This window comes from Dietzia sp. NPDC055877, assembly GCF_053615975.1.
The window spans coordinates 93,060-107,972 of the sequence record NZ_JBSHCV010000001.1; the positions used below are offsets into that span (position 1 = coordinate 93,060).

The window sequence follows — 14,913 nt, forward strand, 5'->3', positions numbered from 1 at the left end:
CTGATCAGCCCTGGAGCGCGGGCTTGATGTAGTCCCACCCGGCGTCGAAGTTCTTCATGAAGTTGACCCAGTTGTGGGCGCCGGTCGGTGTGTAGACGACCTCGTGCTCGACACCGGCCTGGTTGAGTGCCCGCTCGAACGCCGTGGTGCCCTCGAGAACTCCGCGCTCGAGAACCACGCCCACGGCCAGCGACTGCACGTCCCCCTTGTACGCCGCGAGGTCGTCGGGCCCGATGACTCCGCTCCCTGCCGAGAAGAACACGCTCTTGCCATCCAGGCCGCCCACATGGGAGATCGTGTCGTTCTCCCGCCACTGGTCACTGCCGTGCGGGCCCCACATGTTCTGGACGTCGGCGCCGCGCGTCTCGACGGTCATGCGCAACGTCTGGTAGCCGAGCGGGTCCATGGTGGAGTAGTTGCCGCTGAACGACATCACGGCGTCGTACATGTCGTATGTCGCGGCGAGGTGCATCGCCGCCTGGCCTCCCATCGAGATGCCGCCGACCGCAGCCTTGTCGGTCACCTGCAGCTGCGACTCGACGATCCCGGGCAGCTCCTCGGTGAGGAACGTCTCCCACTTGTAGTTTCCGAGGAGCGGATCGTCGCTCTTCCAATCCGTCCAGTACGAGGCGTACGCCCCGGTGGGGGCCACGACGTGGACGTTGTCGTTCGCGAGCGGCCGCGTGTCGGTCTTGGCCATGGACCGCCATCCGGAGGGCTTCTCCGGGGAGTCGACACCGTCGAGCAGATAGAGCACCGGCGCGGGCCCCTCCCCCTTGGACGGCATCACCTCGACGAGGACCTCCCGCTGCATCGCGAAGGAGTCGACGACCCAGTATTCGTAGTCCCCGACCTTCGTCTTGCTGACGAAGCCTGGCGCTGCGACGTCCTTGTGCGGGCGGGGATCGCCGTACAGAGGAGTTTGCGAGCCCGTGCCCAGCGGGAAGTCCGCCGAGCCGACCGAGCCGATGACCCCGGCGGTCGATCCGACCGGCAGCGAGCCGATCACCTCGAGCGCCGTCTCCACTCCTCCCTCACCGAGGCTGGACACGTCGATGTCCTGGGCCGCGGCGGGGCCGGCCGAGCCGATGGTCAGGGCGGTGGCGAGAGCGCCGGCGGTGGTGGCCGCGAGGCGGCGCAGTGCGGGATTCATGTGTCTCCGATGGCGGATCGTGTCGCCGCCCGGTGACGACGAGAAAAGGTGGTGCAGAAAGAGCCGGCGGCTCAGTACAGCGCCGACTTGATGTAGTCCCAGCCGGGCTTGATCTTCGGCACAAAGGTATGCCAGTTGTGGAAGCCTGTGTCGGCGTAGTCGGCGAGATGCTTGATGCCCTCGCGATCGAGTACCCGCTCGAACTCCTCGGTTCCGGACCGCACGCCCGACTCCAGCAGGAGGCCCAGGGTCATCTTGAGGTAGTCGTCCCCGTACTCCTCGATATCTGTCTGCCCGACCCTGGGGCTGCCGGCGGAGAAGTAGACGGCGGTGTTCTCGAGGCCCTGCACGTGCGAGATCGTGTCGTGGTCCTTCCAGCGGTCGCTGCCGCGCGGGCCCCACATGTTCTCGAGCTCGCCACCCCGGCCCTCGATGGCGCCGCGGATCGACTGGTAGCCCAGCTCGTCCATGGTCGAGTAGTAGCCGGAGATGGACATGACGCCCTGGTAGAGCTCGGGGTGCGTGGCCGCGAGGTGCATCGCCGCCTGACCGCCCATCGATACGCCACCGACGGCGTTGCTGCCGTTGGTCGGCGTCCCGCGCTCCGCGAGCTGCGATTCGACGATGCCGGGCAGCTCCTTGGTGAGGAACGTCTCCCACTTGTTGTAGCCCAGAGTCGAGTCCTCGGCGTTCCAGTCCGCCCAGTACGCCGAGTACGCGCCGGTGGGCGCCACGATGTGGACGTTCTCGTTCTGCATCATCTGGTCGATGTGCACCTGGTGTCGGTAGCCGGAGTTGCCCTCCGGCGAGTCGACGCCGTCGAGCATGTACAGCACCGGCGCCGGACCCCGGTCGGTGACCTGCGAGGGAACGACCTCGACGATCACCTCTCGCTGCATCGCCGCGGAGGTGACCAGCCAGTACTCGTACTCGCCGACGGTTTTGTCGATCCTGACGAACTTCGACTCGGTGATCGTGTCCTGGCGCGGGCGGGGCGGCTTCTTGAGCTCCTGCAGCGACCCGGCGCCGTCGAGCGGGAAGTCGGAGGATCCGAGGGCGCCCAGCGAGCCGAGGGCGGACCCGAGCGGCAGGGAACCGGCGACTGAGCCGATCAGCTCAACTTCTTCGAGTCCGAGCGAGGAGGTGTCGATGCCGTCGAGTTGGGCGTAGGCGGGCGTGATCGACCCGACGGTGAGGGCGAGGGTGAGGGCGCCGGCGGTGGCGACCGCGAGGCGACGGAGTCCGAGGGACATGAGGCTCCAGATTCGAGGGGAGGATGTGCTCGGAAAGCTTAATCGATCCTGAGTCCCGACGCGTTACCAGACCCCTCGCACGATCACCCGCGCAGGGCCCCCTCAACCGCTCCGCCGAGGTCCTGCGGCTTCCGGTTAGGGCCGAAGCGGCCCACCACCCGACCGTCGCGACCGATGAGGAACTTGGTGAAGTTCCACGTGATGCGCCCGCCGAGCATCCCGGACTTCTCCGATTTGAGCCAGCGGTACAGCGGGTGGGCATCGGCGCCGTTGACGTCGATCTTGGAGAACATCGGGAACTCCACGCCGAAGTTCCGTTCGCAGAATTCCCCTATCTGCTCATCGTCGCCCGGCTCCTGGTGCGCGAACTGGTCGCAGGGGAAGCCGAGCACCACGAGCCCGTCCTCGCGGTAGTCCTCGTAGAGCTTCTGCAGGCCCTTGTACTGCGGGGTGAATCCGCACTTGCTCGCGGTGTTGACCACCAGCACGACCCGGCCCGCGTAGTCCGAGAGGTCCTTCTCGCTGCCGTCGAGCAGGCGGGCCCGGAAGTCCGAGAGAGTGGGGGTGTCGGCCATGAGGACTCCTCGTTGTTCGCGTTGTCGTCGTCGTTCTGGTCGGTCCCCGACGCGCGCGGCTCGGTCGCGCGCGGATCACGCACCATTGTCCCCCGGCGACCGGCCCTGGTGGGGCCGTTGCCCGCTACCGGCCGCGGGAGACGTCCGGCATCGTCAGCGCCGAGGCCGCGCCGATCAGGCCCAGTACCGCCAGGAAGACCAGTGCCCACTGGACGCCGAGCAACGCGAGTGCCGAGCTGATGCCGCCGACCAGCAACAGGATGATCCCCATGCTGGTGTTGCCCACCGCGACATAAGCGGTCCGAGTGTCTCCTTCCGCGACGTCCACGACGTAGGTCTTGCGGCCGACCCGAACGCCGGAGTGCAGCAGCGTGAGCAGGAAGTAGGAACCCACGAACACGGCCGTGCCGGCGGCCGATCCGCCGTCGAAGCCGGGGACCGCGAGCACCACCACGACCAGCGCGATCGCCACGAGCGAGGCCGCCGACGCCGCACGCGCCATCAGCAGCCGGCTGGACCGGTCGGCCATGCGGCCGAAGATCCGCCCGCCGATCAGCGACGCCACGCCCGAGGCGAGGATGAACCCGCCCAGCCCGGTCAGGGCGTGGGTGCCCGCGGCGACCGACATCGACACGATGAACGGCGGGCTCAGTGACGACACCAGCAGCAGCCCGCGCACGGAGATGAACTTCCGGAAGGTGGGATCCTCGCGGAACAGGCGCGCGGCGTCGGCGAACCACGAGCCGGACGCGCCCTCACCGCCCTCACCGCCCGAGCCCGAGGAGTCGTCCTTGCCGGACTTCTCCGACCGCCCCTCCCCTGCGGGCTCCTTGATCTGCGCGTACACCGCAGCGGACAGGGTCCACATGACCGCGCCCGCCGCCAGCAGGATCGCGATCTGCCCGGCGTCGATGTCGTGTCCGCCCACCAGCCGGATCGCCAGACCCAGCGTGACGGCCACGAGCCCCGCGGCGGAGGTGGCCAGCCCGATGATCTGCCCGCGTTCACCGGACGGGATCGTGCGCCCCTGGACGTCCTTGGACGCGATCGAACACAGGCAGCGGCCCAGCGAGAACATGACGAGCGCCGCCAGGATCCCCACGCCCGCGGCGGTCCCGTGACCGAGCGCGGCGATCGCGGCCATCACCGCCACCGACGCCGCCTGTACGCCCGCACCGGTGACGAACACCCACTTGCGCCGCCGCACCCGCACGACCAGCGGCGTGAGGAATGCCTGCGGCAGCATCGACCCGGACTCGCGGATCGGCACCAGCAGTCCCACCAGCGCGGCCGGCACGCCGATCACGTGGAACAGCCACGGCAGCACGGTCGACGCGCTGACCATCTGGTCCCCCGACGACTGGAACGTGTTGGCCGCGACCAGCCGCAGCCCGTTGCGCGGCACGTCCTGCTGCACGTCGCGGGGCAGCGCCGTCTCGGCGGGATCGACCCGCGTGACGAGGCGGGTGTACAGACGGTCGGGGGCGCTCACGTCTCAGGACAGTAGCCGCCCACTCCGACACCACCGCCCGGAACCCCACAACCGCAGAATCCGCCACCCTCCGCCCGGGTCCGCTGCCCTCCAGGGGAGGTAGCGGACCCGGAACGCGGGTAGCGGATTCCGGGAGCTGTCGGCTGGACGGGCCAGCCCGTCGGCCGTCTCGTCAGCCGAGCGGCCCGCCGCAGTTGGGCCACGCGCCGGCGCCCTGGCTGGCGAGCACCCGCTCACCCACCGAGATCTGCTGCTCCTTGGTGGCCTGGTCGGCGGTGGCGGCGTACTCGCCGCCGCCGTGCGCGGTCCAGGTCTGCGCGGCGAACTGCAGGCCACCGTAGTAGCCGTTGCCGGTGTTGATCTGCCAGTTGCCGCCGGACTCGCACTGGGCGACCTGCTCCCAGGCGGCCGGTCCGGCGGCGTTGGCGGCCGGCGTGGCGAGGCTTGCGGCACCGGCGGCGACGCCCCCCGCGAGGAAGGCGCCGGCGAGGGTTCGGACGAGGGTCTTCTGCATTCTTCGTGACCTCCATAGGGGTCTGGCGTGTCGTGCATCGGTCGTCGGACAGCCGCCGACCCTACGTACCCGGCCGGGGAGGTGCGCAAGGTCGGAGCCGGTGCGAACCGGGGATCAGGGAATCGGCGGGGGGGGACGACGACGAGGCCCGCCGCAGGTCACGGCCCCGAATCGCCGGGTGCGATCGCCGGGCATTCGAGCGGTGGTGACATCGCCCACATCACGGCAGGCTGGCGCCATGAGTGCTTTCGCGAAGGGTGACCATGTCGAGTGGAACTCCGAGGCGGGGATGGTCAGCGGCGTGATCCGGGCGGTCCACACCAAGGACGTGGAGTTCAAGGGCCGGACACGGCGCTGCAGCCCGGAGGAGCCGCAGTACGAGATCAGCAGCGACAAGACCGACCACGTCGCCATGCACAAGGAGAGCGCCCTGCGAAAGGTGCGGTGACCTCGCCAGGATGGATCCGCCGCGATTCGCAGAGCGCCGTCTGCCGCTCCGGGCCGATCAACAGGGCGCCGCGAGGCCGAGCGGTTCGCGGCCGCGATGCTCCACGGCATGGACGGCCTGTTACTTTGTCGACATCACGGCGATTCTCGACCCCTCCACAGTGCGATCCCGGCGCGAATCCCGCCGTGTTGCCGACAAAGATCGATGTCAGCCGGCGACGGCGGCCGCGAGGTTGCCCAGGGTGTCGGCGAGCTGCTTCTCCGACACCACCGGGAACGACAGCTTCTCCCGGAGCTTCTTGTCGACCGCGGACCAGTCGTAGGTGAGCCGGACCCTGGTCGAGTCGGGCCCCTCGGGCGTGAGCTCCCAGACCCACTCCCAGCCGGGGGGCTCGGTGCCGGCAGGGGCGGTCTTCCACGCGAGCAGCTTGTCGTCGACGAACCCGGTGACGTGGTTGTCGGTCCGGTACTCGCCGCCCATGGCCTCGGCGTACATGTCCATGGTGAACACGTCGCCCACCTGCTGGATGCGGTCGGTCTTGTAGTCGCCGCGGACCATTCCCGAGCCGTCCAACCGGGCGTGGTTCTCCGGGTTGGACAGGCACTCGAAGATCTCGGCCGCCGAGTGGTCGATCACTCGCTCGACGATGACGTTGGTGGAATCACTCATGCCCCCACCGTGCACGCTGACGGCCGAGCGCGCATCCGCTCCGGGGCCGAGATGGTCGAATGCTTGCCGGGTCAGCCGAGTCCGGGTAGGCACTGGGTATGGGAACCACACTCGAGATCAAAACCGACGACGGAACCGCCGAGGCCTACCTGACCGGGTCCGGCCCGGGTGTGCTGTTCTTCATCGACGCCATCGGGCTGCGGCCGCGCATCGAGGAGATGGCCGACCGGGTCGCCGGCTGGGGCTACACCGTCCTGGCCCCGAACGTCTTCTACCGGCTCGGCACCAGCGAGGAACTGCTCCCGCCGATGGACCTGACCGTCCCCGAGAACCGGAAGGCGTACGGACCGGTGATCATGCCCCGCGTGCAGGGCTATACGCCGGACCTGTCCGACCCCGACACCGCGCGTTGGCTCGACGTCCTCGGCGAGCACGCGCGCCCGGGGCCCGTCGGCGTGACCGGCTACTGCATGGGTGCCCGGCTGGCGGTGCGGGCGGCGGCACTCCGACCCGAGCATGTGGTGGCGGCCGCGGGCTTCCACGGCGCGGCCCTCGTCGACGACTCCGAGGCGAGCCCCCATCTCCTGCTGCCGCACTGCCGGGCCGAGTTCGCGTTCGGGCATGCCGACGCCGACCCGGCCAACGACGCCGAGGCGATCGCCGAGCTTGGCCGGGCGCTCGACGCCGCCGGGCTGACCGCGGTGAACGAGACCTATCCGGACGCCCCGCACGGCTTCAGCATGTCGGACACCGCCTCCTACCAGGAGGAAGGCGCCGAGCGGATGTTCCGCACGCTGGAGGACCTCCTCCAGCGGACGCTGGGCGGCCCCGCCCGGGGCTGACCCCGGCAGGCTGCCCGCCCGGGGCCGGTCGAACCGGGGGCTGTCAGACCCGGGGCCGGTTAACCCGGGGTTGGCCGACTCCAGCGGGCCAGCCCCGGGCGAGCCTCAGCCGCGGCGAGCCGTGAAGCGACCGATCAGCCGGGTGCTCGCCAGGAACGGGACCCGTGTGAACCGCTTGGAATACCAGGCGAACGTCGCGAACGCGTCCGGGGTGATCACTACACGCCGGGCCTCTATGCCCCGGATCGCCCGCCGGGCGATGATCTCCGAGGTCAGGTGCGTCTTGGAGAGCAGCTTGCGCGCCATCTCGTCCGACTGCGCATCCTCCCCGGACAGCGAATCCGCCAGCCCGGACTGGAAGAACTGCGGGCAGATCACCGACGTCGACACGCCCCGGTGCCGCAGTTCCGCGTCGAGGGTCTCCCCCAGCGCGACCGCTGCGGCCTTGGTGGCGTTGTAGGCGCTCATCTGCGGTGCGTGCACCAGGCCGGCCGCCGAGGCGGTGATGACGATCCGGCCCCCGTCCGGGATCCGGCCGGCGAAGGTGCGGCAGCCGCGCACGACGCCCAGCAGGTTGATCTCGACGATCCGGTGCCACGCGGCCATCGACGTGATGTCGATCGGCCCGCCCACCGCGATGCCGGCGTTGTTGACCAGCACATCCAGTCGGTCGATCACCGCGGCCGCCGACTCCCAGTCCGCGTCCGAGGTCACGTCCAGTCGGCGGTAGGTCCAGCGTCCGGTCAGCGACCGCACCTCGGCCGGCGCCTCGGCGTGGACGTCCGTGAGGATCACCTCGTCGCCGAGCGCCAGGAACTCGCGCGTCAGCGCCAGTCCGAGCCCGGATGCCGCGCCGGTGATGAGGACACGACGCGAGCCGGCCTCGGCCGCCGACGCCCCTGCGCGGCCACGTCGGGAAAGGAATCCGCTCATCGGGTCAGGCCCACCTTGTCGTCGTCGTTCTCGTCGTCGTACTCCAGGTCTGCGGCCTCGTGGCCCGCGACCTCGGGGCTCGCGGCGGCGCTCTCCGGGGCCGGCCGCCCGCCGGACAGCTCCACGTCCCCACCGAAGGCCATCCCGCGGCGCTGGTCGCCGAACGCCAGCTCCGGGATCTCCACCAGGTAGTTCTGCACGTAACGCCACGGCCGCGCGTCGCCCTGCTTCGGGAAGAGATGGCCGTCGCGCTTGATGTAGCCGGCATCGAAATCGAGCAACAGCCGGTCGGCGGGCTCCTCCGGCACGGTCGGCGCGTACACGGCGTCGCCCCGCTTCCACAGTTTGACCATGTAGCGCGACACCATGTCGGCGCGCAGGGTCCACGACGAGTTGATGTACCCGACGGTGAAGCTGAAGTTTGGCACGCCCGCGAGCATCATGCCGCGGTAGGTCGCCTGGGCGGAGATGTCCAGGGGCCGACCGTCGATACTCAGGGTGCCGCCGCCGAACGCCTGAAGCCGCAGGCCGGTGGCGGTGACGATCACGTCGGCCGGGATCTCTTCGCCTCCGACGAGCCGGATGCCGGTCGGGGTGAACGTCTCGATGTGCCCGGTCACCACGCGCGCACCCCGCTGCAGCGAGCGGAAGATGTCGCCGTCGGGGGCCTTGCACACGCGCTGGTCCCACGGGCGGTAGTCCGGTGTGAAGTGCTGGTCGATCATCTCGGCGGAGATGTAGCGCCGCTGCATCGCGCGCAGGGCCCGCTTGAAGAGCCACGGCGCCCGCTGCGCCACCACGAACTGCGACATGTCGCGCGCACCGTGGTTGAAGCGCGCGACCTTGTAGGCCAGCGGGCCCGGCAACAGTCGCTTCCACACCGCGCTGATGGTGTCCTTCTCCGGTAGCGGGCCGATGTAGCTGGGGGTACGTTGCAGCATCGTCACCTCGGCGCCCAGCTGCTCCAGTGACGGCAGCAGCGTGACCGCCGTGGCGCCGGAGCCGATCACGACGATCTTGCGGCCCTCGTAGTCCATGTTCTCGGGCCACTGCTGCGGGTGGATGACCTCGCCGCGGAAGTCGGCCTCGCCCGGGAATTCGGGGCGGTAGCCCTCGGCGTGCGAGTAGTAGCCGGCACCGTAGTGGATCCGGCGTGCCCAAATGATGCGCTCGGTGGTGGTCGCGGCGTCATCGGCGGTGGTGCGGTCGGTGGAGGCGTCGCCGCCCACACGACACGTGATGCGGTACAGCTGTAGAGCGCTGTTCCAGTCGGAGTCGGCGACCCACGACCGCAGATGCAGCCGGTCCAGCGCGCCGGCCTCACGGGCGGTGTCGCGGATGTACTCCTTGATGTCGGCGCCGCCGCCGAGCGTGGAGTCGTGCGGCCACGGCCGGAACGGGAAGCCGAAGGTTGCCATGTCCGAGTCGGAACGAATGCCCGGGTAGCGGAAGGTGTGCCACGTTCCGCCGAGATCGTCATGGGCGTCGTGGATCTCCCATTCCCACTGGGGGAAGGCGCGGTTGACGTGGTGCGCGAGATCGATCCCGGAGATCCCCGCGCCCACGATCAGCAGGTCCAGCGGGTTCTCTGGCGTCGCGCCCGGCCGCTGGCGACTGTCGGTGGAAGTACTCATGCCGAGTACCGTAGCCGCGCCTGGCGTCAGAAACCTTCCGTAATGCGCCAACAAGTTGAGAATTCGCGCCACCCGACGCAGGGTTACCCCATGGCATTCATCCGATCGGCAGGCCTGCGCGGCGTCCGACAGGTGGTCACCGACCTGGGCGGGGACCCCGACGACCTGGCCCGGCGCTGCGGCCTGCCGACCGCCGCCCTGGACAGCGACGAGATCCTGGTCGAGGACCTGGCGATCGCCCTGCTGCTGGAAACGGCCGCCGCCGAACTCGACTGCCCGGACCTCGGCCTGCGGGTTGCCCAGCTCCAGGACCTGGACATGCTGGGCCCGGTCGCCGTGGCCGTGAAGAACGCGCGCAGCACCACCCAGGCGCTCGAGATGACCTCCAAGTACTTGTTCTTCCACTCGCGGTCGATCGAGATCACCGTGATCCCCGATCCCATGGGCGACGACGACGTGCTGGGCGTGCGTTTCGGGTACCGCGACGTGGACCAGGAGATCCCCCCGCAGTCCGTCGACCTGGTGCTCCTTTTCCTGCACCGCGCGATGCAGAGCGTGCTGGGGCCTGACTACGGACTCCTGTCGGTGGAGTTGCCGAACGAACTCGGCGCTGCGGAGCAGCAGTACCGGGAATTGTTCGGCGCCCCAGTGGCGGCGTCGACCCCGGGCGCGGTGCTGCGCGTGCCGTCCGCGCTGCTCGGGCAGCCCATTCCCGGCGGCGACCAGACCCTGCAGCAGTTGGCGCTCCGATACCTCGACCAGCACGTCCCCGCTGACCGACGCGGCTTCGTCGACCACGCCCGCGCGGTGCTGCACCAGTCGTTGGAGACCGGCACCTCCTCGCTCGCGGACGTGGCCGGCCTGTTGGCGGTGTCGCCGCGCACGCTGCAGCGCGAGCTCGCCAAGGAGGGCACGACCTTCGCCGCGATCCGCGATGATGTCCGTCGCGAGACGGCGCTGCGACTGCTCACCACCACGGAGATCCCGCTGTACCAGATCGCCTCCGCCCTCGACCTGGGCGATGCGACCACGTTCAGCCAGTACTCGCGCCGCTGGTGGGGAAAGACCGCTCGCCAGGTACGACTCGGCGGCACGCCTGCCGTCGAGGTGGGAGACTGGAGACCATGAGCTCGATCCCGGCGTCCGACCCCCTGGCCATGCTGCGCTCCGGGCGGGGACTGGAGGACGGGGCCGAGCCGGACGACCCGATCCGCGAGCAGATCCTCGACGCGGCGACGGCGCAGTTCCAGAGCGTGGGGATCGCCCGGTCCACGATGAACGACATCACGCGTCGGGCCGGCCTGGCGCGGATGACCCTGTACCGGCGGTTCGCCAACAAGCAGGAACTCGTCGAGGCGACGCTGCTGCGGGAGTCGGCGTGGTTCCTGTCCGATCTGCAGCAGGAGATCGACGCCCACGACACGGTGGAGGACAAGCTCACCGAGGGGTTCGCCTTCACCGTCGAGACGCTGCGGGATCACGACCTGCTCAATCGGCTCCTGGAGACCGAGGCGGAGGCGACCGTCCCGCATTTCACGGTCCAGGGGGCACCGCTGATCACCGCGGCCGCGCACTTCCTGGCCGGCGAGGTCTCCCGTAACGCCCCCGACTCTCGAAGCTACGAGGAACTGCTGGTCGTGGCCGAGGTGACCGTGCGGCTCGTGATCTCGTTCGTCCTCAGTCCGTCCATGGTCATCGACCTGGACGACCCCGAGGTCTCCCGGGCGTTCGCCCGCAACCATCTCGGTCCGCTGCTCGGCCCGTCGGCGTTCGCCGGCGAGGCCAGACCAGCACATTCCTGAGTAAATCTTCGTGGGCGGTTGACGAAACACCCCTCCGTGTCTAGCGTCAGTTACAAATAGATCGCGGATGTCACTCTGTATCGATCCGCATCTGGCTCCCACGCTCCCGGCAACGGCCGGTGACCGGAAGGATGATCATGACTGCTGTCGCACCCGCCCCGTCTGCGACCACCGAGGAGTACGAGAACACGCTCCGGCGCCTGTCGGACGCCTCGGTCCACCGCAGCTTCGACCCGTTCAAGGACATCTCCTGGGACCACCCGGACTTCAAGGCGGATCCCACCGACAAGCGCTGGATCCTGCCCGCGGGGATCGACCCGCTGGGCGGGCACCCCTGGTACCTGTCGCAGCCCGAGGAGAAGCAGATCGCGATCGGCCTGTGGCGCCAGGCCAACATCATGAAGGTCGGCCTGCAGTTCGAGAACATCCTGATCCGCGGGATCATGCAGTACGTCTTCAAGTCGGAGAACGGCTCGGCCGAGTTCCGCTACCTCACGCACGAGGCAACCGAGGAGTGCCACCACACCCAGATGTTCCAGCAGGGCGTCAACGCCATCGGCGCGGACGTCCCGGGGATGCCCAAGTGGCTGCGCCGGATCTCGCCCATCATCCCGATGGCGGCCGGGCCGTTCCCGGTTGCCTTCTTCATCGGCGTCCTCGCCGGCGAGGAGCCGATCGACCACACGCAGAAGCAGGTCCTGCGCAACTCGGACAACCTCCCGCCGGTGCTGTCGCGGATCATGGAGATCCACGTCGCCGAGGAGGCCCGCCACATCTCCTTCGCCCACACCTTCGTCGCCCGCAACGCGCCGCGCATGTCCCGCCGCGAGAAGTTCCTGGTCTCGCTGGCGTTCCCGGTGATCATGCGGCTGCTGTGCGACGCGATCCTCAAGCCCACCAAGGAGTTCCGCGACGCCTTCGACATCCCGCAGGAGGTCGTCGACGAGCTGTACTGGGACGGCCCCGAGTCGCGCCGGTTCCTGTCGGACCTGTTCGGTGACGTGCGCATGCTCGCCGAGGATTCCGGGCTCATGAACCCGACCGCCCGCCGCGTGTGGAAGGCGCTGAAGATCGACGGCCGCCCCTCCCGCTTCCGCGGCGAGCCGCCGGTCGCGTTCCACGAGCCGGCTCCGGCCGCCGCCGCGAGCTAGGCTGCCATGCCCCACGTCATCACGCAGGCCTGCTGCGCGGACGCCTCATGCGTCCACGCTTGCCCGGTCAACTGCATCCATCCCACGCCGGACGAGCCGGATTTCGGCACCGCCGAGATGCTCTACATCGACCCGGTGTCGTGCGTGGACTGCGGCGCCTGCGTGGGGGCGTGCCCGGTCGGGGCGATCGTGCCGCACACCGAGCTGGCCCCGGAGCAGCAGGACTTCCTGCGTATCAACGCCGAGCTCACCGGGGACAACCGTCCGTCCCGGCCCCAGGCCCGCGTGCCGGCGTTGGTGCGCCTCGGTCCGACCCGCACAACGCTGCGGGTCGCGGTGGTGGGCGCCGGCCCGGCCGCGCTGTACGCCGCGGACGCCCTGCTGCGACAGGACGACGTGCAGGTCACGGTCTTCGACCGGCTGCCGGTGCCGCACGGACTCGCCCGCCACGGCGTGGCGCCCGACCACACCAGCACCCGTGCGGTCGCGGACCTGTTCACCGCGATCGAGGACGAGCCCGGCTTCGACTATCGGCTGGGCGTGCGGATCGGCGAGGACGTCACCGCCGCCGAACTCGCCGCGCACCACCACGCCGTCATCTACGCGACCGGCGCGGGGACCGATCGGCCGCTGTCCATCCCGGGCACCGACCTCCCCGGCAGCACGTCCGCGACAGAGGTGGTGGCCTGGTACAACGATCACCCCGACCACGTGGACGCGCACGTGCCGCTGGACCACGAGCGCGCGGTGATCGTCGGCAACGGCAACGTGGCGCTGGACGTCGCGCGCATCCTGGCCACCGACCCGGAGCGGCTGGCCGACACCTCGATCGCTCCGCACGCCCTGGACGCGTTGCGCCACAGCCGGGTGCGGGAGGTGGTGGTGCTGGGCCGGCGCGGCCCGCAGCACGCCGCTTTCACCCTGCCCGAGCTGGTGGGTCTGGCCACGCGGGAGGACATCGACCTGCGCGTCGACGCGCCCGACGGCATCGACGTGGACGCCACCGCCGACCGTCAGACGCGCCTCAAGCTGGAATATCTCGCCGAGCTCGCCGCGCGCCAGACCGACGCGCCGGGCGATCGCCGCCGGATCGTGCTGCGCTTCCAGGCCTCCCCCGTGGAGGTCGTGGGAACCGACCGTGCGGAGGGCCTGCGGGTGGTGCGCACCGAGCTCGAGGTCGACGACGACACCGGCACCGCCCGCGCCGTCCCGGTTTCCGGCTCCGAAGAGGTCATCGCGGCCGGACTCATCCTGGGTTCGGTCGGCTACCGTGGCGTTCCGGTGCCGGGAGTGCCGTTCGATCCGGCCTCCGCGACGATCCCCAGCTCGCAGGGCCGCGTGCTCGACGAGCCCGGCGGCAGCGAGTTGCCGGGCCAGTATGTGGTGGGCTGGATCAAGCGCGGACCGCGCGGGTTCATCGGCTCCAACAAGACGTGTGCGGCGGAGACCGTCAACGCCCTGTTGGCCGACGCCAACTCGGGGACGCTGCCGTCGCCGCGGCCCGCGTTTGAGTTCGACGCGCTGCTACGCGGTCGCCGACCCGATCTCATCGACGGTGCGGCATGGCGCCGCGCCCGCCCCCGCGCGGAGGCCGCGGCCGCTGTTTAGTGGGCCCCGGCGGCCAGCGCCTGATCGACGGCGGTCTCGACGCCGTCGGTCCACGGGTCGCCGTGCCCCGGCAGGACCACCGAGGCGCCGGTCGCGACGACGGCCTGCAGTGAGTCGATGGCGCGGGCGGTGTCGGACGTGGCGGCAGAGGCCACGATCTGGGGGCCGGCCACTCCGGTGTAGGGGTCGAAGGTCACCAGCGCGTCACCGCTGAGCACCACGTTTCGGTCGGGGATGTGCAGGATGCAGTGCCCGTCGGTGTGGCCGGGCGAATGTACCGCGACCGGCGCACCCGGGTACGGAAGTGCCGATCCCACGGCCATCTCCTCCGTCTGGTCGACGCCCCGGACCGTGAGGGCGCCGCCCAGCGCCATCCGGCCGAGTGTCGGCAGCGACCGTGGGTGCAGCAGCGGATAGAGCAGGCGGTTGCGCTGCGGTTTGTACTGGTACGGGTGGGCGGCTAATCGGATGTCCTGCGGGTGGACGAGCACCGGGACCCGCCACTCGTCGCGGACGCGGCGGGCGAACCCGACGTGGTCGAAGTGGCCGTGGGTCAGCACGAGTGCCCGCACGTCGCCGGGGCGCCGTCGCAGTTCCTCGAGTGCGTCCAGCAGCATCGGCCACATCCGCGGCAGGCCGGCGTCCACGAGCGTGACCCCGTCGTCGTCTTCCACGAGGTAGCAGTTGACCCGGGCGTGGGTGAGCAGATGGACGCCGTCGGCGACGGAAGTGATGTGCATGAGGCCTCCTCCGGTGGTGTCGGCCACTCGCCCCGCTGATGCCGGGCGGTCGACCCCTCGGTGTGATCACGGTAGGCACCGGGGTGCGGGACCGACACC

General features: G+C 70.0%; 15 protein-coding genes. 6 read left to right on the forward strand and 9 right to left on the reverse strand.

Features of this window, described 5'->3' with window-relative positions:
• Nucleotides 1-4 precede the first annotated feature (4 nt).
• The 5 genes from ACWGLC_RS00455 to ACWGLC_RS00475 all read right to left on the reverse strand — a co-directional run bounded on the left by ACWGLC_RS00455 (nucleotide 5) and on the right by ACWGLC_RS00475 (nucleotide 4,987).
• Entirely contained in the window at nucleotides 5-1,153 is a 1,149-nt protein-coding gene (locus tag ACWGLC_RS00455) for an alpha/beta hydrolase (protein WP_452098071.1), read from the reverse strand.
• Nucleotides 1,154-1,224: 71 nt separating this feature from the next.
• Nucleotides 1,225-2,406 (reverse strand): alpha/beta hydrolase, encoded by a 1,182-nt coding sequence (locus ACWGLC_RS00460; protein ID WP_452098072.1) that lies wholly within the window; start codon nucleotides 2,404-2,406, stop codon nucleotides 1,225-1,227.
• 83 nt (nucleotides 2,407-2,489) lie between these two features.
• Nucleotides 2,490-2,981 carry a glutathione peroxidase gene (locus ACWGLC_RS00465; protein ID WP_452098073.1) on the reverse strand — a complete coding sequence of 164 codons (492 nt, stop codon included), beginning with the start codon at nucleotides 2,979-2,981 and terminating at the stop codon, nucleotides 2,490-2,492.
• 124 nt (nucleotides 2,982-3,105) lie between these two features.
• Nucleotides 3,106-4,473, reverse strand: a complete 1,368-nt coding sequence (locus ACWGLC_RS00470) for an MFS transporter (protein ID WP_452098074.1) — start codon at nucleotides 4,471-4,473, stop codon at nucleotides 3,106-3,108.
• Between the two features lie 172 nt (nucleotides 4,474-4,645).
• Nucleotides 4,646-4,987 carry a transglycosylase family protein gene (locus ACWGLC_RS00475; protein WP_452098075.1) on the reverse strand — a complete coding sequence of 114 codons (342 nt, stop codon included), beginning with the start codon at nucleotides 4,985-4,987 and terminating at the stop codon, nucleotides 4,646-4,648.
• 238 nt (nucleotides 4,988-5,225) lie between these two features.
• On the opposite strand from ACWGLC_RS00475, the gene ACWGLC_RS00480 reads away from it, so the two are divergent.
• A complete protein-coding gene (locus ACWGLC_RS00480) occupies nucleotides 5,226-5,435 on the forward strand; it encodes a DUF2945 domain-containing protein (RefSeq protein WP_452098076.1) in 210 nt (69 codons plus the stop codon).
• A 207-nt stretch (nucleotides 5,436-5,642) separates the two neighbouring features.
• On the opposite strand, the gene ACWGLC_RS00485 is transcribed toward ACWGLC_RS00480, so the two are convergent.
• A complete protein-coding gene (locus ACWGLC_RS00485; RefSeq protein WP_230929292.1) occupies nucleotides 5,643-6,104 on the reverse strand; it encodes an SRPBCC family protein in 462 nt (153 codons plus the stop codon).
• 98 nt (nucleotides 6,105-6,202) lie between these two features.
• On the opposite strand from ACWGLC_RS00485, the gene ACWGLC_RS00490 reads away from it, so the two are divergent.
• Complete coding sequence (locus tag ACWGLC_RS00490) at nucleotides 6,203-6,946, forward strand: dienelactone hydrolase family protein (RefSeq protein WP_452098077.1); 744 nt, start codon at nucleotides 6,203-6,205, stop codon at nucleotides 6,944-6,946.
• 105 nt (nucleotides 6,947-7,051) lie between these two features.
• Here the strand turns inward: ACWGLC_RS00490 and ACWGLC_RS00495 are convergent, their stop codons facing one another.
• Complete coding sequence (locus tag ACWGLC_RS00495; RefSeq protein ID WP_452098078.1) at nucleotides 7,052-7,879, reverse strand: SDR family NAD(P)-dependent oxidoreductase; 828 nt, start codon at nucleotides 7,877-7,879, stop codon at nucleotides 7,052-7,054.
• Complete coding sequence (locus tag ACWGLC_RS00500; protein WP_452098079.1) at nucleotides 7,876-9,513, reverse strand: flavin-containing monooxygenase; 1,638 nt, start codon at nucleotides 9,511-9,513, stop codon at nucleotides 7,876-7,878. Before ACWGLC_RS00500 ends, ACWGLC_RS00495 begins: the two co-directional genes overlap by 4 nt.
• Before the next feature lie 90 nt (nucleotides 9,514-9,603).
• On the opposite strand from ACWGLC_RS00500, the gene ACWGLC_RS00505 reads away from it, so the two are divergent.
• The 4 genes from ACWGLC_RS00505 (at nucleotide 9,604) to ACWGLC_RS00520 (ending at nucleotide 14,074) form a co-directional block, all read left to right on the forward strand.
• On the forward strand, nucleotides 9,604-10,641 hold the full coding sequence (locus tag ACWGLC_RS00505) for an AraC family transcriptional regulator (RefSeq protein ID WP_452098080.1): 1,038 nt from the start codon (nucleotides 9,604-9,606) through the stop codon (nucleotides 10,639-10,641).
• Entirely contained in the window at nucleotides 10,638-11,315 is a 678-nt protein-coding gene (locus ACWGLC_RS00510; protein WP_344996929.1) for a TetR family transcriptional regulator, read from the forward strand. The genes ACWGLC_RS00505 and ACWGLC_RS00510 overlap by 4 nt, the downstream gene beginning before the upstream one ends.
• 137 nt (nucleotides 11,316-11,452) lie before the next feature.
• Nucleotides 11,453-12,466, forward strand: a complete 1,014-nt coding sequence (locus ACWGLC_RS00515) for an AurF N-oxygenase family protein (RefSeq protein WP_230929298.1) — start codon at nucleotides 11,453-11,455, stop codon at nucleotides 12,464-12,466.
• Between the two features lie 6 nt (nucleotides 12,467-12,472).
• The gene (locus tag ACWGLC_RS00520) at nucleotides 12,473-14,074 is read left to right on the forward strand and encodes an FAD-dependent oxidoreductase (RefSeq protein ID WP_452098081.1); all 1,602 of its coding nucleotides are present in this window, start codon (nucleotides 12,473-12,475) and stop codon (nucleotides 14,072-14,074) included.
• Here ACWGLC_RS00520 and ACWGLC_RS00525 read toward each other — a convergent pair.
• Nucleotides 14,071-14,814, reverse strand: a complete 744-nt coding sequence (locus tag ACWGLC_RS00525) for an MBL fold metallo-hydrolase (protein ID WP_452098082.1) — start codon at nucleotides 14,812-14,814, stop codon at nucleotides 14,071-14,073. The genes ACWGLC_RS00520 and ACWGLC_RS00525 overlap by 4 nt on opposite strands.
• Nucleotides 14,815-14,913: the final 99 nt, after the last annotated feature.

Bases quoted from the DNA above. Each gene is read 5' to 3' on its own strand.
- ACWGLC_RS00455 (WP_452098071.1), bottom strand. From the start codon at position 1,153: ATGAATCCCGCACTGCGCCGCCTCGCGGCCACCACCGCCGGCGCTCTC.
- ACWGLC_RS00460 (WP_452098072.1), bottom strand. From the start codon at position 2,406: ATGTCCCTCGGACTCCGTCGCCTCGCGGTCGCCACCGCCGGCGCCCTC.
- ACWGLC_RS00465 (WP_452098073.1), bottom strand. From the start codon at position 2,981: ATGGCCGACACCCCCACTCTCTCGGACTTCCGGGCCCGCCTGCTCGAC.
- ACWGLC_RS00475 (WP_452098075.1), bottom strand. From the start codon at position 4,987: ATGCAGAAGACCCTCGTCCGAACCCTCGCCGGCGCCTTCCTCGCGGGG.
- ACWGLC_RS00480 (WP_452098076.1), top strand. From the start codon at position 5,226: ATGAGTGCTTTCGCGAAGGGTGACCATGTCGAGTGGAACTCCGAGGCG.
- ACWGLC_RS00485 (WP_230929292.1), bottom strand. From the start codon at position 6,104: ATGAGTGATTCCACCAACGTCATCGTCGAGCGAGTGATCGACCACTCG.
- ACWGLC_RS00490 (WP_452098077.1), top strand. From the start codon at position 6,203: ATGGGAACCACACTCGAGATCAAAACCGACGACGGAACCGCCGAGGCC.
- ACWGLC_RS00495 (WP_452098078.1), bottom strand. From the start codon at position 7,879: ATGAGCGGATTCCTTTCCCGACGTGGCCGCGCAGGGGCGTCGGCGGCC.
- ACWGLC_RS00500 (WP_452098079.1), bottom strand. From the start codon at position 9,513: ATGAGTACTTCCACCGACAGTCGCCAGCGGCCGGGCGCGACGCCAGAG.
- ACWGLC_RS00505 (WP_452098080.1), top strand. From the start codon at position 9,604: ATGGCATTCATCCGATCGGCAGGCCTGCGCGGCGTCCGACAGGTGGTC.
- ACWGLC_RS00510 (WP_344996929.1), top strand. From the start codon at position 10,638: ATGAGCTCGATCCCGGCGTCCGACCCCCTGGCCATGCTGCGCTCCGGG.
- ACWGLC_RS00515 (WP_230929298.1), top strand. From the start codon at position 11,453: ATGACTGCTGTCGCACCCGCCCCGTCTGCGACCACCGAGGAGTACGAG.
- ACWGLC_RS00520 (WP_452098081.1), top strand. From the start codon at position 12,473: ATGCCCCACGTCATCACGCAGGCCTGCTGCGCGGACGCCTCATGCGTC.
- ACWGLC_RS00525 (WP_452098082.1), bottom strand. From the start codon at position 14,814: ATGCACATCACTTCCGTCGCCGACGGCGTCCATCTGCTCACCCACGCC.